This window comes from Actinomadura latina NBRC 106108, assembly GCF_001552195.1.
Classification (GTDB): Bacteria; Actinomycetota; Actinomycetes; order Streptosporangiales; family Streptosporangiaceae; genus Spirillospora; species Spirillospora latina.
In genome coordinates this window covers 41,442-60,075 of record NZ_BCQS01000026.1, presented here as the reverse complement: position 1 = coordinate 60,075, position 18,634 = coordinate 41,442, and the positions used below count along the sequence as shown (strand labels likewise).

Below are 18,634 nucleotides of genomic sequence, written 5' to 3'. Positions count from 1 at the left end.
GTCCTTCACCACCAGATCCTGAACGGTTTGTACGGGGTTCCTTCGAGGCATCGTCGGGTGAGCGCGAGTGCGTCGAGGTAGAGCAGTTCGTCGTAGGCGGCTGGGCGGCCGAGGGCACGGTGGGTGACGGTGACGGCGAGTTCGTCACGGACGGCTTGGACGACGAGCTTGCGGCCGCTTTCGCTCAGCATGGCCTGGTTGGCTTCGCTGTCGAAGTGGTGCTCTTTGAGCTGGTTGCGTGTGGCCATCCGCAGGAGTAGCCGTTCAGCGAACAGCGGTTTGAACATTTCTGAAAGGTCGAGGACCAGGGAGTGGCGCTGGCGCTCCATGCTGCTGTGCAGGAAGGCGATGCCCGTGTGGAGAGGTGTGAGGCGCAGGGCCGTCAGTATGCGTGCATAGGTGATGCCGTTGACGTAGCTGATGAATGCGTTGCCGGCGTTCTTCGGCGGGCGTCGGCTGCGCCCGCCGAGCTGTAGCCAGTCGGGGAGCTTGGTGTCGAGGACCTCCCATGCTGATCGGCGGAACGTTCCTTCGATGCCCATGAGGTGGGCGGGACTCACTGCTGATTCGAGGTTCTCCTGCAGTACGGCGTATGGCCGCGCGAGTAGGTTCCGGTCGATGACCCGACGGACGTTGAAGGCCGCGGAGTCCACGATGGCGCGGGCGACGTGGAGAGCCGCTTCGGGGTCCTCGGCGAGTCGGGCCTGGGCCAGGACGGTTTCACCGGACGTGCTTGTGTCGGAGGTGAGGAGCGATCCGGCGTAGTCGCCGTAGTAGCTCAGGAGGTGAACGTTGATCCGGTGGCGGTTCAGGAGTGCGACGACGGAGGTGTTGATGTCGGTTTCAGCGCAGGCGACGATGTCGCGGACGTCCGTGATGGGGATGTGGACCTTGCCGGCCGACTCGCGCTCGATGACGAGTGATTCGTCCTTGCGGCGAATTCGGCATGGACTGGTGAGCCAGTAGGTACGTGCGGCGGCGGGCATGTCATTCCGTCCAGCAGTAGTCGGTGAAGCTGCATCCCCTGCAGGCGGAACGCGAGAGTCGCTCGGGAGACAAGGGTGCTGCGGCAACCGCGAGGACGTCGGCGATGTCGGCTTGTGCCTGCTGGGCGGCTTCCGGCGTGTAGGGGTAACGGTGAGTGCGACGAGTCTTTGGGTAATGCAAGATCGCACCTTTGGCGTCGATGCCGACCTGTTCGAGGCGGTGGCAGTAGTGGCGTCCCTGTGCTTCGTCCGCTGGAGTCGGTCTGGTCGATGATTTGACTTCGTGAACCCAGCTTTGGCCGTCGATGAAGTCGAGTTTGGCCGCGCCCAGGTCGATGGGGCTGCTGCGGGTGTAGGAGGTATCGTGCACGGCTTCGCCGAGTTGGACGCTTCCGCTCAGGTGCTCGGGACGGACGCCGCGGACATAGAGCCACAGTTGTCGAGGACAGTGGTAGAGGTACTTGATGTGGACGCCACCAACATCGTCGGCACCGATCAAAGGATCTCACCCGCTTGATATACCTGTTGCGGGTCATCGCGGATGTCCCGCAATCCCAGCTCGGAATCATATTCAGCGTCGATGATGTGAACTTTGAGGCGCTTGTCGTAGGAACCGAGTCTTACTGCCCATGAAGGCAATGGAATGAGGTACTGGTCTGCGTAGAGACGGCCGGTCTTCCTCGCCCCCCTCTCCAGCGCGGCCCGATAGTTCTCGTGGTCTTCTTTCAGTATTGCTTCGGTTCCGTCGAACTGTGCGTCGAAGGCCTCCGCAAGACCAGAGCGGTCATCGAAAGGCTGACGGAATCTCAGAAATGACTTCTCAAAGCTCTCTCGGTGATAGCTGACTTCTTCGGACCATTTTCCTCCCCAAGGGCTGGCGTAGATTTCGTCGAGCCACTTGGTGATGACTTGTTCATCGATCGTCTGTCCGTCATGGCTGGTGAGGATGTCCCAGCCGAGCCCGGTGGGTTCGGCCTCGTAGACGCCGTCGGCCCACAGTTCGTCTCCGCCGCCGCGTCGGGGGTTGTATGCGGGCTGGTGGACGATGACCGGAGCGGGGGCCAGAGTGGCGAGCCGGTTGACTCGGCCGAAGCGCTGAACGAGGGCTTCCAGGTCCGCGGCGGAAGTGTGGCAGGCATCGAGGTCGAGATCGAGAGAGACCTCGAGCGCTTGGGTCCCGACCAGCAGACCCGGCTGGCGCGCTTTTCCGCTGGCGAAGCGTTCCTGGATGGCTGCTTCGATGACGGTTCGGTCCATCCGGCGGTACCGCGAGTGCAGAAGATGCACAGAGCCCTCGCCATGGAGTTCGACGCAGTGGGGCCGGAGGTTCTCGTAAAGAGTGATCGCGTCCCGAATGTTGTTGGCCACGACCAGGACGGACTGGCCATCGGCAAGACGTCCGCGTATCTCCTCCAGGGAGGCTTCCCCTGTGAGGTGATCATGGCGAATGTGAAGCCGGTGGCGGATCGGCGGTGGGCTTGCGGCAGGCGGCTCGACCAGGGTCGTGTGCCCGCCGAGCGTCTTGGACACCAGTTCTGCCAGGGCGGTGGGCAGGGTCGCGGAGAGCACGGCGATGCGTCCGCCGAGGTCCTGCCAGAGGCTCATGATGGCGAGGATCATGCCGAGACGGCGTGCGTCGTAGGCGTGCAGCTCGTCCAGGATGAAGATCGAGTTGGCGCTGTCGGCCAGGATGCCGGAGTGGACGGGGCCGGCCAGTGCGCCCCGGAGGAGCTGGTAGGGGGTGCCGACGCGCAGGAGTTCACGGAAGTTCTTCGTCGCTTCCGCGCGGGAATGGGCCTTTGACGCGGCGTCGACCGGGTCGGTGTCGTCGCCAGGGCAGCCGTCGGCGAGAGACTGCGCGAGATGGTACGAGGCCGCCTTCGAATGAGCCACGCCGATCACGTCGGGTGCGTTCAGGTCTTCGCGTAGGCGGACGGTCATCGCGTTGATGCTGGCCAGGTAGGGCAGCAGGTAGAACACGCGGGGGTTGCAGTCGTTGCGAGCCGCCAGGTCGTCGATTTGGGTCGTCGCCCAAAGCAGGACGGCTTCGGTTTTGCCGCTTCCCGTCCACGAACGGAGGAGGAGGTTGCCGGCGACCTCGGCGGCTTGGCGCTGTTGGGGCCGGAGCGTGTGGCCTTGTGCGGCGAATCGTTCCGTCAGCCGACGGAGATAGGTCCCGTCCAGCGGGTGTCTGGTCTCCAGGGGAGAGTGCGCTGATGAAAGGTGGTCGGCCATGGTGACCACGCCCAGCAGCAGGACGGCCGTCCGCCCGCTGACGTCACCGGCTGGGAGAGCCAGATCCCACCGGTCCGCGAGCTTCTGGAAAAGGCGGTGGGCGGCGCCTGTCAGTTGCCGTAAGTCCGCGCGTGGGACGGATCCGGCGACCGGTAAATGGTGGCGGAGGCCGGTGGCATGCAACCACTCCAAGAGATCGGCCAGCTGGCTCTGGTCGGCCGGAGCGAAGCGGCGGGCGAAGTCCTCGGCTTGATCGTCGCCGTACTGGGTGATCAGGGGCAGTTTGGGCGGTGCATCGAGACCCGAGGTGAACGGACGGTGATGGCCTGCCACTGCGGCCGCGACCCAGTCGCGTTGTTCATCGGGAAGGCCCTTGAGCAGAAGCTCCACGAATCCCAGGGAGAGCACCTCGTGCCGTTCACCCCAGGCCGCCGGCTCCTGGCGGGTGTTGCCGATCATCCGCTGGAAGCCGTCCGGCAGTTTCCCGGTGTCGTGAAGGAGCGCGGCGAGCGCCGCCCAGGTCCAGAACTCGGCGGGCAGGCCAGGGATACCACCGATCCGCGCCCGGATCGCCTCGACGGCTTCCAGGGTGTTGAGCAGGTGACTGGTCAGCAGTTCGCCGGGCACGCCCGGCTTGGTGGAGCTCTTCGCGCGCAGATTCCTCACGGACTGCTCCAAGAACTTCAGACGACGGGGGCCAAGTGGTCCGGATGGACGGGAGGGAGCATCGCGACGGCCTGTCCCTGCTCGGTGGCCAGACCGGTGTCGATGTCGGTGCGGGCTCCCGATGGCGCGTATCGGTAGCTGTCCCATTTGAAGCGGGCGCGGTCATCGGAGATGACGGTCGTCAACCGCATCGCCGTGCCGACCGCGTCCGGTACGTCGAAGGGGACGACGGCATGTCCCTGACGGCCGGCGGACGCAGCCAGTTCGACGTGCCGGGTGGTGGCCGTGACCAGGTCCTGGCTGCGGCCAAGGCGCAGCGGCCAGACCGGGCGGCGGATCGCACCCGTCCACAGGCCGATGTCTTCGGTGAGCCATACGGTCAGCGTCACGTGGGCGAGGAAGTCGCGGTCCTTGATGGTGACGTTGGTCGAGGTGCCGGGGCTGCCGAGGGGATGGTAGGTCTCCAGGTCGGTGCCCGAGCCGGCGGCGCGGAAGGTCATCCCGAAACGGGTGTTGCGGGGGACCCGGTCCCAGCCTCCGGCCGCGGCGGCGAGCATCCCGCCGACCGTGGACGGCGGCGGACAGGGCAGCCCGACCTGTAGCCCGTCGTAGAGAGGGTTACGGAAACTGACGACCGGAGCGGTGACGGTCAGCTCCAGAGCCTCGAGCATGGTCTGCTCCTTGCATGGGCTTGGACGGCACGATGTGGACGGCGAAGGCTCCCCTCGAAGGGCCGATGATCGACGCGCCCGCGCCTACGCCGGGTCGTCGAACCAGGAGTCGTGATCCCCGGCCTCGATCTCGCCGGCCAGGGTGTTCAGTACCGTGCGCGGGTGGCCCAGGACCAGCTTCTCGTCCTTGACCAGGTCGGCGAGATCACTGCTCGCCCGGTCACGCTGGGTGCCCAGGAAACCCGGCGCCCATCCGATCCGCACCGGGCCGTCCAGTTCGTCCGACCACGCCCCGATCTCCTCGCGCAGGACGTCGGCGTCGAAGTACGTCGTCTTCTCTCGCTCGCGGACGACCCTGGTGAACGGGTTGGTACCGCCCTTGATCGGAGCCAGGATCACCAGGCCCGGCGTGCGGTCGCCGTAGTGGGCCGACTGCTTGGCGCCGCCCTTGACCATCGCCATCGTCCGCAGCAGCACCGCCACGCGGCGGCGCCGTTCGTCGATCGGCAGCCGCACGCACTGCACGCCGCGCAGGACGACCTCGCTGCCGCCTTTCTCGATGACCTCGTCTGCCAACCAATGGGGCAGCGCGGCCTTGGTCGTCCTGCCGCCGGTTTCGAACGTCCCGACGCGCGGCAGGTCCAGAAGCAGGTCGCCAGCCAGGTCCGCGGTGTACATCTCGTGCTCGTGGATGACGGGGTGGGTGCCGGGCTCGAAGTCCCGGCTCATCGTCCCGAAGTCCATGACCGGCCTGCTGGGCACGACCGACACCAGGGTGCCGGTGGCCAGGACGGTGTCGCGCATGAACGTCTTCGACTCGCCCTTCTTCGCCCCGGCCTCGTCCGCCTTGACCGCGATCATGTAGCCGAACAGGTCGTCGTCCAGGTACAGGTCGGGGCGGCCACGGGTGTAGGCCTGCTGCTTCTTGCCTTCACCGCTGCGGATCACCGGCGAGGTCGGCTCACCGGCGGGCAGGCTGTCGCGAAGCCACCGTCGGCCCGCCTGCGCCGACACGTACGGGTACTTGTCCCCCCGGCCGACCGCGAACTGCTTGACCATGCCGCGGTTGTCCTCGCCGCGGCCGTTGTTCGGCGCTCCGGCCTTGATCTCCAGAATCTGCTGCCCCACCAGGAACGTCACTGTTCCGCCCCTTCCTCCTGGTCGCCGCCGGCGGCGTCGGCCAGGTCCTTGATCTCTTGGAGTTCCTCCTGCGAGCCCTTGGGCTCCCAACCCGCCTCGGCCAGCGCCTCCAGGACGGCGAACACCAGCAGCCGCCGCCAGGACCAGGACCGCTCGTCCTCGAACAGCAACCGGTAGTCCTGCACCGGGAGCAGCACCGGCGAGGTGCCCTCGGGACGCGGGAACAGCAGCCAGTCGACACCCTTCGAGCGGAACCAGCCGTACAGGTTGCCGCCCTTGCTGTTCGCGCGGATGAAGTCGCGGAACGGCCCCGGGCGGTTGTCCTGCCCCAGCAGCGCGGCCAGCCGACCCGCCAGTTCCTTGATCCGTTCGACGTCCTTGTCGTCCATGGTCAGCACCTCGTGGCAGTAGGAGTACAGGAGCGGGGCCAGGATTCTGGTCTCAGCCGGAATGAGTACCGTCGGCGAGATCTGGCCCAGGACATGACCGATGGCGAAGTCCACGACTTGAGCGGGCCGGGTGAACGCCCGCTTGGCCAGGAACGCCTCACCCGGGACCTGCTTGGTTCCCTGAGTCGCGACCAAGGTCGTGTATCCAGCGCGGCGCTCAGAGTCCTTGTTCGTGGAGCGCAGCCATTCCGCGACGGGCTGGGTCAACTCGTGGGTCGCGAGCAACTGTTCCTTGTTGGAGTTGGACAGGACGAGCAGTTCCACGCCGGAGGTGATCCGCTGGCTGTAGGCGCGCACGGCACGGAGGACCCACAACTCACGCGCGTACGGGCCCGGCTTCTCCCCTTTGGACGGCCCTGCGGCGGCCTGCTGCAAGGTTCGGACGACCGTTGTCCTGGTCATTCTTTCCAGGAATGCGTCGTCCCAGGAGTGCATCAGTGCCGCACGGCCACCCGACAGCGATGCCCCATAGGGGAACGCCCAGAGACTGGCCACACACGGATAACACAGCGGCGTGCCCTCCTGGCCCGGCGCGGTGGTGTTGCGATGCGCGACGCTCGCCCCGAGCGGAATGTCGACCTTCCCGTACCAGTCACAGGCCGCACGTCCGCAATACGCACACGGCACGCCTGGCCAGCCGGCGGAGTCAGGCCAAGCCCGCCACTCACGGATCAGCTTCTCCCGCTCCGCAGGGGACTGTTTCCCGCGCGCGGTCGGATTCAGCTTCGAGTTGGGCCAGAGCAGATAACTCGCCCCCAACCAGAAACCGCCGGGGTCTGCAGCCTTCGCGACCTTGACCGTCTCCAGAAGATGCCTGGTCATCAACGCCACGACGTCGGCGAGGGTCTGCCCCGTCAGGTCCTGCGGATGACTCACCTCGGCGAGCTCCGCCAGCGCGAACGCCCCCACGCGCTGCAACGGGCTCGCGGTCAGCACCAGGGACCGGGGGTCAGCCGAATCATCAGCCATACCCGACGACCTCCGGGGTGCCCCAATCGGCGCGGTTCCTAAGACGTCCGGCGTGGAGTCAGGCACCGATCCAGCCCATCCCGGCGCTGTTGGCCTGCCCCAGACCCCATGAGTGCAGAGCAGAAAGCGTCTCGGGGGCACCGGACACCATGACTTCAACGCAGGCGCCCGGCTTCTTTCCGCCCCCTCCACTCCCCACCGAGAACGAGCGCTTCGGGCCGATCCACCCGACGTTCTCCAGCGTGACCTCTGGGTCCAGGCCCATGGTCACCGCTTTGCGCCGCAGGTTGCCCTGCACGTAGGCGTCCCACTCCGGCTCCCCCGGAAGGCACCACGCCTGCCGGCGAGTGCGGACCCCCGACTCGTCGCGTCCCGCGCCTTTCATCACCACCGGCGTCACCGTCCGGAACACCGCCTTCCCGGACGGGAACTCCGGAGCCTCCACCGGCTCGACGTTGTCGACGATGAAGGCGGTCGCGCCCCACGCCAGCACCGGCATCGACGCCAGCGCCTTGGCCCATCCCTCGACCACGGCGAGCAGCGGACTTCCGAACTCCACAACTCCCGGACCCTCAGCGGCGTAGACACCGCGACGCCGCTTCGCCGCCGGAAAGACCGGCGCCCCATAGCCGAATGGGACCAATCCGTGCGGCCCCCAGCCCGACTGGTGCAGGGTCCGCCCCAGCTCGGGCGCCCCTCGCTCCAGCAGCGCGTAGGACAGGGCCCGCCCCGGAGCCAACACCTCGTCCCATTCCAGCTCACGAGCCCCCGTGTGGAAATTCACCTGTAACCGCACTGCGCCCCGTCCTTTCCTCGTCCTCGGTACCGGCCGAAGACCCGGCCTTCACATGGTTCCGATGGACGGTTCTTGTCAGACCTGCCTGCGAACGTGAGTCGCAGCTTCTCGCCCGGTCCCGGACGCTACACGGCAATCGCCTCAGAGACCTTCAAAAGCAAAGAAGCTAACCACGAGTAACCCTGTCCGCATGTGGCCCTGGCTCCACTCAGAGCTATGCTGAGCAAGATCGCCTTGCCAGGCGCTACCCGTGGGGAGTCGCAACTGGTTGGGTTCCTTGCTGGACGCATTCCGCAAACCCGCCCTCATCGCCCCTACGAGGGGTTCATCGCCAGGACTGTTCGAACTGGCCAAAGTCCCAGATATCGGGTACCGCTCTGCCCGCGATTTCAGCGACACACCGGGCCCAACTGCACAACCGGAGGGTCGCTGAAGAATCGGCCGAAACCACGGCTCATGAGCCATGCCCCACCTGCGGCTTTACCATGGGGTCCTCATCGCCCCTACGAGGGTTCGCAACGCGGGCCCGGCCGGGTCGGGCCGTTCAACGAGCCGGTCCTCATCGCCCCTACGAGGGTTCGCAACGGAGCGCTCGGTCGCGCGGGGAGCTCCCGGCCTCGGTGTCCTCATCGCCCCTACGAGGGTTCGCAACAAGTGTTCTGGGACGCGCCCATCCTCCACGTCGCGGTGTCCTCATCGCCCCTACGAGGGTTCGCAACACGGCGCCCGCTCGCTGCAGGACATGCAGAACAACCTGTCCTCATCGCCCCTACGAGGGTTCGCAACTCGCCGAAGATGAACGCGCTGCCGGCCGCCACATCCGTCCTCATCGCCCCTACGAGGGTTCGCAACCTGACCGTCACGTTCGCGAACGGCACGTTCCCGAGTCCTCATCGCCCCTACGAGGGTTCGCAACGGCTGCGGCGGCACCTGCGCCCATGCGGGCAGGGGTCCTCATCGCCCCTACGAGGGTTCGCAACGGTCACTCATCGGCGTCTCCGTCCTGCTCGTCGAGCAGGTCCTCATCGCCCCTACGAGGGTTCGCAACCGGCATTCGTGGGCGCGGCCGTCGCGGGCGTCGGCGGCGTCCTCATCGCCCCTACGAGGGTTCGCAACATGTCCTGCTGGCGGGACAAGGGCCCGCCGCGCCTTGCTGGTCCTCATCGCCCCTACGAGGGTTCGCAACGCGCGGTCCTGGCCGCCGTGTACGCCGCGGCGATCGTCCTCATCGCCCCTACGAGGGTTCGCAACAGCGCGGCGGGCATGACCTCGCCTATGGAGGCGGTCGTCCTCATCGCCCCTACGAGGGTTCGCAACTCGGTGCGGTGCCATTCCTTCGACGTCAGGACCCAGTCCTCATCGCCCCTACGAGGGTTCGCAACGCGAACTCCTCGCGCCGGTCGAGGAACATCCGCATGTCCTCATCGCCCCTACGAGGGTTCGCAACGCGCAGAAGGGGTGGTCAGGTGGCGGGCAGGCCCTTGAGTCCTCATCGCCCCTACGAGGGTTCGCAACGCGGTGCCGCGGACCTACCGGGCCGAGGACTCCTGCCGTCCTCATCGCCCTACGAGGGTTCGCAACCGGTCCCTGGTGGTACCACTCGCGTTCCTCATCGCCCCTGTGAGGGTTCGCAACCAGAAGACGGGGGTTGCGCCGGTTTCCATGATCGCTTCCTCATCGCCCCTGTGAGGGTTCGCAACAGCGTGGCCTTCGACCCGCAATACGCCGCCGCGCCCGTCCTCATCGCCCCTGCGAGGGGTTCGCGACGTCATCGCGGCGGCCGCCGGCCTGCTCGACGAGGGACATGGCATGCCCATCGCTCCTGCGAGGGCTCACAACCCGCACGTGCACCCCACCACCCCGTCGGACGTAGTCAGTCCTCATCGACCCCGCGATGGTCTGCCATGAATACCTGCCCCGGCGTCTCCAGGCCAAGGGCTCAGCGCCTACGTCCGGTGACTTATACCTGGCGGCCGTGAGAAGCGTCTGAGCATAGTGAGGGGACGACTCCATCACACTGGTCGGTTGGGGATGGTTGCTACCGTCGTGCCGGTGACGCGTAAGAGCACCACCGAACGGACCAAGTGGATCGTCCACGGCGAACGGGTCGTGGACGCGAACCGCCACATTCAGGTCTCGATCGCCAACGTCGAACTGCCCAACGGTGTGCTGTTCGAGCAGTACGTCTTCCGTGTGCCCCGATGCGTCATGACGGCCGTCCTTGATGACGAAGGCGACAACATCCTCCTGATCTGGCGGCACCGGTTCATCATCGATCAGTGGGACTGGGAGGTGCCGGGCGGGTACGCCGAGCCCGGTGAGGATCCGGCTGCCACTGCGGCTCGGGAGGCGGAGGAAGAGACCGGGTGGCGGCCGAAGAACCTGCAGTTCCTCTTCTCGTTCCAGCCCATGATCGGTTCTGCGGACGCCCCGCAGGACTTGTACCTTGCCCGCGGCGCCGAGCTCGTCGGGGAGCCCCACGTGGACGAAGCGGAGGCCGTCCGCTGGATGCCGCTTGATGAGGCCCACCAGCGGATACAGCGCGGCGAGATTCTGGGGGCCGCGACCGTAATGGCCGTTCTCAACGGACTCGCAGCGCGGGCAGGCGTTCCTCCGCATGGTCCATGAGTTCACGCACGGCCTGTTCGGATTCGTAGGGGATGGAGCGTGCGAACCAGGTCACGGATGTAACGGTGTGGCCAGCCCTATTGCCAGCACGGCGATTTTTTGTGCGGTCCCGGGAGGCCGGTCCCGTGGTCATATGCCGATCAGGGCGGTGTGGATGTGGTCGTCGAGGTCGGCGACAAATGGTTCACTTCGCCAGGGGCGTAGTTCCAGGCGTGCCTGGCGTAGTCGCTGTGCCGGTACTCGGCCGCGGGTGGTGGCGGTCAGGTCGACGCATTCGTGGAGTTGCTCTGCTGCGGTTTCTGGTGCGCCGGCATCGCCCGCGCGCAGGCGTGCAAGTGCTCGGTCGGTGAGCACGATCGCGCGTTGGACGGCGTGCCGCGAGCCGGTGAGGGTTCGGGCGGACGTGGCCAGTTGGCGCTCGGCGGATTCGGCTCGGCCGAGGAAGATGCCGCAGATGCCTTCGAAGCCGCGGAGTCTGCCGCGGGAGAACACACCGGTCATCGGGTCGTCGGTGGTGTCGGCGTCCAGGTCGTGCCAGGCCAGGTGTAGCGCCACCTGGGCGTGGCGGTGTTGGGTGTGGCGAGCGGCCATTTCGGCTTGCAGGGCGTGGGCGCGTGCGCGCATCAGGACGCTGTCGCCACCGCGAGCGTCCTGGACAGCGGCGTCAGCGATACGGCGGGCCTGCTGGATGTCACCGGTGGCGTAATAGACGACCATCGTTTGGCTGGAGCGGATGAGGGCTCGTCGGGACAGATCGGCTCCACCTGCGGCCGTCACCGCCTCGTCGTAGAACGCGAGCGCCGTGGCATCGTCGTGGGTCTCGAAGGCGAGTCTGCCGGCCAGGGCGTATGTCCGGGCGGTGACTGCGCGCAGCTTCGCTTGGAGCGGGGCGGGGTGTTCGCCTTGCCATAAGTATCGGCAGGCGTCCACGATCACGGCCTGGGCGAGGTGGAGCCGGGCGAAAGGCACGGCGCCGATCTGAGCGTCGACGGTGTCGATGGCCGCCTCCAGGCTGGCCAGCAACTCCGGACTGGCGCCCTCGGGGCGGGCCAGCGCGGCGGCCAGATCGGCGCGCAGTGTTCCATTCACGAATGCCAGCAGGTTCATGCCCGAGCTGCTCGCCGCAGATCTCACTGTGTCCGCTAGGTCGGCGAGCTGCTCGTCGGGCAGGCCGAACTGAGCGAGTGCGTCCAGCAGTTCACAGAAGTCCGAGCCAGGGCCGAGCGCCACCGTGCCGAGTGGGGTGCGGGCGTAGGCGTGGCCGAGGAGCAGCCGGTACTGCTCATCGGGGGTGCTGGCGCCCGATTCCCAGCGGGCGATGCTGCGGCGGATGCTGGACGGCTGGATGGTCGCGATCCGGGTGATGCGCAACGTGCGGGCCAGGGCGCGCAGCTGGGTGGCGAGGTCCGACCAGGACCATCCGCGTGACACCCGAAGTCGTCGCAAAGCTTGTGCGCCGACTTTCCGTTGGGTGTCCACACACGCAGTAGAGCATCCGAGCCCTCACACTGGCACTATCAACCGGGGTTTGTCCTGGCTGGCGGTGTAGTCGAGGGTGTACCAGGTGCCGCCGCCCGAGGCGGTGTGCGGAAATCCGATCGTCAGCTGCGACCGGTCCACCATCCAGCGGTTGCGTGCGTGGTAACCGGCGGTGCGAGTCTGGCCTCCGAGTTCGACAAGGTCGGTCAGCCGGTCGGCCACGCGAGCGGTTTCGACGGCGTGGCGCGCGTCAGCGGGTTGGTCGGCCAATTTCGCTGGGACTGCGACCACCAGTTCGGTGTCCGTCTCACCCGCTAGCCAGAGCAGGGCGAGCGAGTCGATCCCCGACGCACCGCCGAGATGGAAACGCACACCAGGTTGCGCGAAGGGACGCACGTAGTCCTCAAAGAGCTCCCGGTACTCGGCCAGGTTTCGGTGGCCGGTCGAACGTGTACCGGTGATCGTCACAGCTTGCGGCATCTCGCACTCCATGTGTCACCAAATGTCATCTGTCGCACGCCTTGGCGAGCCCGGTTCACTCGATCGCATGGTGAGGCTGACTCAGCTTGCCAGCCTCTTGCGGGAGCGCGGGCTGGCAACGGCGCTGCAGGCGCCCGACGGACCGCTGCGGGTGAGCACTCCGCTTTCGCGTGCCCAGCAGGAGGTCATCACCTGCAGTACCGCCGGCTGCTATGTGACCGGCTGGGGATATGAGATCGGCCGGCCGGAAGACGAGCATGCAACCGCTGACCGGCTCGCGTTCCTGATGAGCGTGCCGATCGGAGGCCCACGATGACCGCGCTCGGATCACTGGCCGTCCGTCGGAACACCAGCTTGGCCTCCTCGGAAGCGGCTGGGGCCTACTGGGTCACCGCTTGGTCAAGGCGTATTGGGGCCAGGCGGAGCAGCCACATCTTCCCTACGCACAGCGGAAGCGGCCGGGAACTGCAAGCCACGCACCGGGTCTTCGCCACCGCTTACACCTTCGCCACCCCCGCCAGGAAGATCCCGATGACCACGACATCGCACGCCCGCACCGTCCCCAACGAGGAGGCCAAGGCCGAACTGAAGGGGGAGTTCCCTGGTTGGAACATCATCTGCTCCACTGATGGCCGTTGGTGGGCGCAACTGTTCCCGGTGCCTCGCGAGCTGTTCAACGAGCCGAACCTGATTGACGCCGACACCGCTGCCGAGCTCCGCGCCAAGCTGATCGAGCTGGTGAAGCCGTGACCGGGACCGACAGTCCGGGCCTGGACTACCGCCGCGCGTCCACGGCTCGCGTCTACAACTACTTCCTCGGCGGCAAGGCCTGGTCGGACGTGGATCGGGAGGCCGCGCTGAAGGTCATCCGGTCGGCGCCGGACGCACCGGCCGTTGCGCGGGAGAACCTGCGATTCGCCGGCCGTGCCGCAGCCTGGGCCGTCACAACACACAAGATCCGGCAGGTCGTCGACATCGGGGTGGGCATCGTTGACGACGTTCCGATCCCTTCGGTGGAGACGTGCGTCCTGGCCGCGGTTGGCGGCGCGACCGTCCTGGCGTTCGACCATGACGAGGTCGTCCTCGCGCACGCGCGAGCGCTCCGGACCGGTTACGGCGGTGTTCTGCGCGGCGATGTCACCGACCTCGACGGCATCTTCGCTCACCCCGAAGTCGCCGACCTCATCGTCATGTCCGAGCCGATGGTGGTGGTCCTGGCTGCTGTCCTGCATTTCGTGCCGGGTGCCGACGCGGTCATGGCTGGTCTGCGGGAGCGTCTTGCCCCCGGCAGCGTCGTGGTCGTTTCGCATGCGACCTCGACGAAGACCGAAGGTGCCCGTATCAGCGGGATGACCAAGGCGTACCAGGGGGCGTCCAGCCAAATCATCTTCCGGTCGGACGAGGAGATCCGGGCACTGGCGCGCGGATGGGACATCGTCACTCCGCCCGGCCTGGTCCCCGTCCAGCACTGGTCGGTCGACGGCAGCTACGAGGGTCCCTCTTACGAGACCGTCCGCGTCGTCGGGATGGCCGCTGTGCTTCCCCGTCGCCGGTCGTGTCTCGCATCGGGTGGTGACCGGTGAGCGGCGGCGAAATGGCATACGACTGGCGCGCCGCAGAGCGTGAGCTCAGCGGCGGATACGACTCCGACCGCGCGGCGATGGCGCGGCTGTGGGCGTTCTGGGGTGGCGGGAAAGATTTCAACCCGGCCGATCGCGCCGTCGGCGAGGCGGTGGAGGCGCGGTTCCCGCAGATCACTTCGCTGGCCCGGCACCGGCTAGCGTTCCGGGCTCGGGTGGTGCGGGCCCTGGTCGGTGAGTTCGGCCTTGATCAGGTGCTCATCGTCGGCGTCGACATGCCGATGCACAACGAGGTCCACACCATCGCCCAGTCGATCAACCTGGGCACCCGTGTGGTGTACGCCGATGCCGACGAGCTCGTGATGCTTTACGCCAACGTCTTCTTCAGCAACGACGTTGGCGGTGCCTGCGGGTTCGTGAAGGCGGGGCTGAGTGATCCCCGCGCGGTACTGGAGGGCGCTGCCGAGACCTTGGACTTGGATCGGCCGGTGGCCGTGCTGCTGCTCAACAGCTTGGACGTCCTTGGCGATCCGCAGGCGGTCGCGGCCGTCACCGCATTCCGGACGGCGTTGACGGCCGGTAGCCACATCGCGTTCTGTCACCTGACCGCCGAGCACGACCGTGGCCTCGCCGCGCTCGGGAGCATGTGCGCCGGTATCAGCCCCGGCCCGCCGTGCGTCCGCAGCCCGGCAGCTCTTGAGACGTTCTGCGCCGGGATGGCCGTGATGCCGCCGGGGCTGGTGTCGGCACCGGCGTGGCGGCCGGATCTTGGGCCGTGGCCGGTTCCCACTTCGGTCGATCTGTGGTGCGGGGTCGGGGTGTTGCCATGACGACTCCACCGTTTCGGGCACCGGCTCTAATCGGCGGCGAGGAACTGTCTGCGCAGGCCTGTGAGCACGCACGCGAGCTGGTCGGTCGCCTCACCGCGCGCGGGCTGCGTGCGTCGGCGGCGCCGAACGCCGGTGTCCCGGTGGGTGTGATGGCGGTGACGGCCCAGCGTGTGGACGTCCACCCGTATGCCGGCCGGACGGTGTTCCTGCTGCCTGCCGCAGGGTTGGACGGCCTGTACTGGCATTGGCAACGGCCCTTCTCCGGTCACCCGCAGGTCGGGGCTCGCTGGTTTCAGCCGTTCCGCCCGGCCGGCGCCTACGACGACACCGCGGAGCAGATCGTCGCGGCCATCACGGCGGACCTGCGGGCCCGTGCCCGCCTAGTGCACGCGCCGGTCACCCGGCCGGGCGCTGCGGAGGAACCCGACAGTGAGGTTCTGGTCTATGTCGGGCACCGGGTGCATTCGCTGGTGAGCCGGATGCTGGTGCAGCTGAAGGCCACGGAGAGGAACCTGGAAGATCCCGATCTTCTCGACGACCTGTACGGGATCGACCATCTGGCGACGCAGTTGCGCCGTGCGGCCGAGCGGATGGCCGTGCTCGGGGGCCGTACGGCCCGCCGTGCCTCTGCGCCGATGCCGATCTCGACGGTGCTGCGGCAGGCGATGGCCGAGGTCGAGGCGTTCCAGCGGGTCCGGCTGACGCTGCCCGATGACGATGTGGAGGTCCCGGGGTATGCGGGCCCGGACGTGATCCACATCCTGGCGGAGCTGGTGGAGAACGCCACCCGGTTCTCCCGTCCGGACACCACGGTGCGGATGGTGACGGTCGAGGCGCCCGGCGGGCTGGGTGTGGAAGTCCGTGACCAGGGCGACCTGGCGCTGTCGGCGGACAAGCTGGACGGGCTGCGGCGGATCCTGGCCGCCCCTTTCCAGATCAGCTCGCGTGAGCAGGTCAGGCAGGGACAGGTGGGTCTTCTTGTTGCGGCCCGGCTGGCCGCGCGGCACGGCATCGAGATCGAGTTGCATCCGCAGGCGCCTGGGATGCGCGCTCTGGTCGTCCTGCCGCGCACGCTGCTGACGCTGTCGGCCTCCGCTGCTGCGCTACGGCAGGCGTCGCCGCGCCGCCGCGTTCCCCTTCCGGCCGCCAGCTCGGGCTCCCTGGCACCGGCTCCGTCTTTGCCCACTTCGTCCCCGACGGGCGCCGCCGTCCTGGACGGCCGGTCGGCGGTTGATCGCTCCATGCCGCCAGCCTCGGTGGTACCCGCCTCTCTGACGGCGCCGTCAGAAGGCGGTCGGCCTCCACTCCCCCGGCGTACCAGGGCGCGTGCTGTCGGCGGAAGCGTGCCGCAGCCGGACGACGAGGCATCCGCTGCGGCACCAGTGGCGGCTCGGCCGCCGACGCCGGAGTTGCTAGCCCGATTCGCCACCGGTGTCCGGCGCGGCCAGGAGGCGCAGATCCCCGACCGCACCGACGAGCCAGAGCCGGACTGACCCCACCACCCCCTGGACACGACCGTTCCACGACATATCGGAGAGGCATAGATGACAACGCCCGCGCCCCCGCCGCTTCCGCCTGCACCAGTTCCGGCGGCCGAGGGCTTGAGTTGGCTTCTTCAGGAGTTCGCCGACCGAGTCGCCGGTGTCACCGGCGCCGTGCTGGTGTCGCGGGACGGGCTGCAGATGGCGGTGTCGGGCTTGGACGCCGCCGGGGTCGACCGGGCGGCCGCGTGGATGTCCAGCCTGCACTCGCTGGCCCGGTCCGCCGCCACTGTCGCGGGGACCCAGGACGGCGTGTTCCGGCAGATCATCATCGAGGACAACAGCGTCCTGGTGTTCATCGTGAGCGCCGATCACGCCGTCGTTGCCGGGCCGGGCGCCGAATCCGGGCTCGTCGGGAGCGTGCTTGGAGTCCTGGCCGAACCGGACGCCGACCCCGGCGTTGTCGGCTACGAGATGAGTCTGCTGGTCAAGAGCGTGGCCGAGCACTTGGTCACCGCGACCCGCGGCGGCCGGCGCACCGGCGGGGACCGATGAACACGCCCAGGCCGGCAGATCCCGACGGCATGGCGGCGGTGACGGGTCCGTCCAGTTCCGTCGAGTGGGACCAGGCCTGGCAGACCTATGACGCCGAGGAGGTGCGTCCGTATGCGATCACCGGCGGCCGGACCCGCCCGCAGCATTCGATGCGGCTGGTGACGCTGCTGGAGGCGGCGGACACCGCACGCGTCCAAGGACTGGGCCCTGAGTCTTCCCGGGCGGTCGAGTTGTGCCGGGAGCGGCCCTGCCCGGTCGCCGAGATCGCCGCCCGCCTCGGCCTCCCGGTCCAGGCAACCAAGATCGTCCTGTCCGATCTGATCGACCGTGGCGCACTGGTTATGGCCGCTCCCGGACCCGGGTCGTCCGACCACCTGCAACTGCTGGAGGCGTTGCGTTCCGGACTGGAAACGAGGCTGTCCGATGTCGCCTGACCGCGCCCAGCCCTCCGGTCCCGGCCGGAGGAACCCCGCGCCTTCCGCCGTGAAGATCATCGTCAGTGGCGGGTTCGGGGTCGGCAAGACCACCTTGATCGGCGCGGTCAGCGAGATCGAGCCGCTCGCCACCGAGGAGTGCCTGACCGTGGTCAGCGACGGGATCGACTCCCTGGTGGGGGTCGATGAGAAGACCACCACCACCGTCGCGCTGGACTTCGGCCGCCTCACCTTCGACCAGCAGCAGATGGTGCTCTACCTGTTCGGCACGCCCGGCCAGGACCGCTTCTGGTTCACCTGGGACGACCTGGTCGTCGGCGCGGTCGGAGCCGTGCTGCTGGTCGACACCCGCCGGCTGAGCGACAGCTTCGGGCCGGTCGGCTACTTCGAGCAGCGCGGCATCCCGTTCGTCATCGCGATCAACGAGTTCGCCGACGCCCCGCACTGCTACTCGCGCGCCGAGGTCCGCCATGCCCTCGACGTCCCCGGCCACGTGCCGGTCGTGCGCTGCGACGCGCGCGATGCGCGCTCGGCCATCACCGTGCTGCTCGCCCTGATCGACCACGCGCTCACCCACCCGCCGCGGCCCGAGCAGCCGCACCAGCCACTCGCCCACGGAGCATCCGCATGAGGTATGACGCCGACGCCGGCCTGCCCGTCCCCACCTGGCACGACACCGCCGAGCAGCGCCTGAAGCTGCTGGCGGAACTTGGCGTGGGCGCACCGGACGCCGGGTTCGACCAGTTCGCCGCCCAGATCTCCGATGCCTTCGCCGACGAACTCGGCGACCGCGGCCAGAACCTGTACGCGATGGTGAACCTGTTCCTGCGTGAGGAGCAGACGTTCGTCGGGCTGCACAACCCGCCCGGCATGCGCGCGGTGGACCGGACCATGCGCCCCGACCACGGGTTCTGCCCCGAGATGCTCGACCGCACCAAGGCCCTCATCTTGACCGACGTGTGCGCCAACCCGCACTTCGCGTCCAACCCGGTGGTCGACAAGCTCGGTGTCCGCACCTACGCCGGCGCTCCGCTCATCCACGAACCCACCGGCACGGTGCTGGGCACCGTCTGCGTCATCGGCGCCGATCCCCTCCCCAAGGACACCGGCCAAACCTCGCTCGCCCTCATCAAACGACACCGCGACGCACTCATGGAGTTGCTCCCGCAGCGCGCTGGCGCAGGCGGTGACCGCGCCGGCTCCCGTTAACGGCCGACCACCAGCCGCAGCGAGGCGGCTGCCGGGGCCGATCATC

Annotated in this window: 19 protein-coding genes and 1 CRISPR repeat array; of the genes, 10 read left to right on the top strand and 9 right to left on the bottom strand. The window is 67.8% G+C overall.

Translation table 11 applies throughout. The annotated features are described in order from the left end of the window. Positions 1–5 precede the first annotated feature (5 nt). The 7 genes from cas1 to AL2_RS27290 form a co-directional block, all read right to left on the bottom strand. Positions 6–986 (bottom strand): CRISPR-associated endonuclease Cas1, encoded by a 981-nt coding sequence (gene cas1, locus AL2_RS27315; RefSeq protein ID WP_067638483.1) that lies wholly within the window; start codon positions 984–986, stop codon positions 6–8. Between the two features lies 1 nt (position 987). Beyond that, entirely contained in the window at positions 988–1,485 is a 498-nt protein-coding gene (locus AL2_RS36795) for a CRISPR-associated protein Cas4 (RefSeq protein WP_083946957.1), read from the bottom strand. Continuing rightward, positions 1,482–3,887 (bottom strand): CRISPR-associated helicase Cas3', encoded by a 2,406-nt coding sequence (cas3, locus tag AL2_RS27310; RefSeq protein ID WP_210747770.1) that lies wholly within the window; start codon positions 3,885–3,887, stop codon positions 1,482–1,484. The genes AL2_RS36795 and cas3 overlap by 4 nt, the downstream gene beginning before the upstream one ends. A gap of 17 nt (positions 3,888–3,904) precedes the next feature. After that, complete coding sequence (gene cas5, locus AL2_RS27305; protein ID WP_067638479.1) at positions 3,905–4,558, bottom strand: CRISPR-associated protein Cas5; 654 nt, start codon at positions 4,556–4,558, stop codon at positions 3,905–3,907. Positions 4,559–4,642: 84 nt separating this feature from the next. After that, entirely contained in the window at positions 4,643–5,698 is a 1,056-nt protein-coding gene (gene cas7i / locus AL2_RS27300; protein ID WP_067638477.1) for a type I-B CRISPR-associated protein Cas7/Cst2/DevR, read from the bottom strand. Continuing rightward, entirely contained in the window at positions 5,695–7,116 is a 1,422-nt protein-coding gene (locus AL2_RS27295; protein ID WP_067638475.1) for a hypothetical protein, read from the bottom strand. Before AL2_RS27295 ends, cas7i begins: the two co-directional genes overlap by 4 nt. 58 nt (positions 7,117–7,174) lie before the next feature. After that, positions 7,175–7,675 (bottom strand): CRISPR-associated endoribonuclease Cas6, encoded by a 501-nt coding sequence (locus AL2_RS27290; RefSeq protein WP_245666977.1) that lies wholly within the window; start codon positions 7,673–7,675, stop codon positions 7,175–7,177. A 727-nt stretch (positions 7,676–8,402) separates the two neighbouring features. After that, positions 8,403–9,427: a CRISPR direct-repeat array (repeat unit 30 nt; unit sequence GTCCTCATCGCCCCTACGAGGGTTCGCAAC). A gap of 537 nt (positions 9,428–9,964) precedes the next feature. Between AL2_RS27290 and AL2_RS27285 the strand changes: the two genes are divergently transcribed. After that, positions 9,965–10,540, top strand: coding sequence for an NUDIX hydrolase (locus AL2_RS27285; RefSeq protein WP_245666975.1), 576 nt, complete (start codon positions 9,965–9,967; stop codon positions 10,538–10,540). Positions 10,541–10,669: 129 nt separating this feature from the next. On the opposite strand, the gene AL2_RS27280 is transcribed toward AL2_RS27285, so the two are convergent. Beyond that, complete coding sequence (locus tag AL2_RS27280; RefSeq protein ID WP_210747768.1) at positions 10,670–12,019, bottom strand: NsdA family TPR-like regulatory protein; 1,350 nt, start codon at positions 12,017–12,019, stop codon at positions 10,670–10,672. A 24-nt stretch (positions 12,020–12,043) separates the two neighbouring features. After that, on the bottom strand, positions 12,044–12,499 hold the full coding sequence (locus AL2_RS27275) for a hypothetical protein (protein WP_067638697.1): 456 nt from the start codon (positions 12,497–12,499) through the stop codon (positions 12,044–12,046). 67 nt (positions 12,500–12,566) lie between these two features. Between AL2_RS27275 and AL2_RS27270 the strand changes: the two genes are divergently transcribed. The 9 genes from AL2_RS27270 to AL2_RS27230 all read left to right on the top strand — a co-directional run bounded on the left by AL2_RS27270 (position 12,567) and on the right by AL2_RS27230 (position 18,588). After that, on the top strand, positions 12,567–12,815 hold the full coding sequence (locus AL2_RS27270) for a hypothetical protein (protein ID WP_067638470.1): 249 nt from the start codon (positions 12,567–12,569) through the stop codon (positions 12,813–12,815). Between the two features lie 215 nt (positions 12,816–13,030). Then, positions 13,031–13,249 (top strand): hypothetical protein, encoded by a 219-nt coding sequence (locus AL2_RS37735; protein ID WP_157438404.1) that lies wholly within the window; start codon positions 13,031–13,033, stop codon positions 13,247–13,249. Next, a complete protein-coding gene (locus tag AL2_RS27260; protein WP_067638468.1) occupies positions 13,246–14,082 on the top strand; it encodes an SAM-dependent methyltransferase in 837 nt (278 codons plus the stop codon). Before AL2_RS37735 ends, AL2_RS27260 begins: the two co-directional genes overlap by 4 nt. Next, positions 14,079–14,909 carry an SAM-dependent methyltransferase gene (locus AL2_RS27255; protein ID WP_067638467.1) on the top strand — a complete coding sequence of 277 codons (831 nt, stop codon included), beginning with the start codon at positions 14,079–14,081 and terminating at the stop codon, positions 14,907–14,909. The genes AL2_RS27260 and AL2_RS27255 overlap by 4 nt, the downstream gene beginning before the upstream one ends. Then, the gene (locus AL2_RS39875; protein WP_157438403.1) at positions 14,906–16,402 is read left to right on the top strand and encodes a sensor histidine kinase; all 1,497 of its coding nucleotides are present in this window, start codon (positions 14,906–14,908) and stop codon (positions 16,400–16,402) included. The genes AL2_RS27255 and AL2_RS39875 overlap by 4 nt, the downstream gene beginning before the upstream one ends. A 108-nt stretch (positions 16,403–16,510) precedes the next feature. Beyond that, complete coding sequence (locus AL2_RS27245) at positions 16,511–16,945, top strand: roadblock/LC7 domain-containing protein (protein ID WP_168444558.1); 435 nt, start codon at positions 16,511–16,513, stop codon at positions 16,943–16,945. Between the two features lie 29 nt (positions 16,946–16,974). Further along, a complete protein-coding gene (locus AL2_RS27240; RefSeq protein ID WP_083946956.1) occupies positions 16,975–17,379 on the top strand; it encodes a DUF742 domain-containing protein in 405 nt (134 codons plus the stop codon). Continuing rightward, positions 17,369–18,010 (top strand): GTP-binding protein, encoded by a 642-nt coding sequence (locus AL2_RS27235; RefSeq protein WP_067638461.1) that lies wholly within the window; start codon positions 17,369–17,371, stop codon positions 18,008–18,010. The genes AL2_RS27240 and AL2_RS27235 overlap by 11 nt, the downstream gene beginning before the upstream one ends. Then, entirely contained in the window at positions 18,007–18,588 is a 582-nt protein-coding gene (locus tag AL2_RS27230) for a GAF domain-containing protein (protein ID WP_067638459.1), read from the top strand. The genes AL2_RS27235 and AL2_RS27230 overlap by 4 nt, the downstream gene beginning before the upstream one ends. Positions 18,589–18,634 lie beyond the last annotated feature (46 nt).

Coding starts and splice junctions, on each gene's coding strand:
- cas1 (WP_067638483.1), bottom strand. CDS start 986: ATGCCCGCCGCCGCACGTACCTACTGGCTCACCAGTCCATGCCGAATT.
- cas5 (WP_067638479.1), bottom strand. CDS start 4,558: ATGCTCGAGGCTCTGGAGCTGACCGTCACCGCTCCGGTCGTCAGTTTC.
- AL2_RS27295 (WP_067638475.1), bottom strand. CDS start 7,116: ATGGCTGATGATTCGGCTGACCCCCGGTCCCTGGTGCTGACCGCGAGC.
- AL2_RS27275 (WP_067638697.1), bottom strand. CDS start 12,499: ATGCCGCAAGCTGTGACGATCACCGGTACACGTTCGACCGGCCACCGA.
- AL2_RS27270 (WP_067638470.1), top strand. CDS start 12,567: ATGGTGAGGCTGACTCAGCTTGCCAGCCTCTTGCGGGAGCGCGGGCTG.
- AL2_RS37735 (WP_157438404.1), top strand. CDS start 13,031: ATGACCACGACATCGCACGCCCGCACCGTCCCCAACGAGGAGGCCAAG.
- AL2_RS39875 (WP_157438403.1), top strand. CDS start 14,906: ATGACGACTCCACCGTTTCGGGCACCGGCTCTAATCGGCGGCGAGGAA.
- AL2_RS27240 (WP_083946956.1), top strand. CDS start 16,975: ATGGCGGCGGTGACGGGTCCGTCCAGTTCCGTCGAGTGGGACCAGGCC.
- AL2_RS27235 (WP_067638461.1), top strand. CDS start 17,369: ATGTCGCCTGACCGCGCCCAGCCCTCCGGTCCCGGCCGGAGGAACCCC.
- AL2_RS27230 (WP_067638459.1), top strand. CDS start 18,007: ATGAGGTATGACGCCGACGCCGGCCTGCCCGTCCCCACCTGGCACGAC.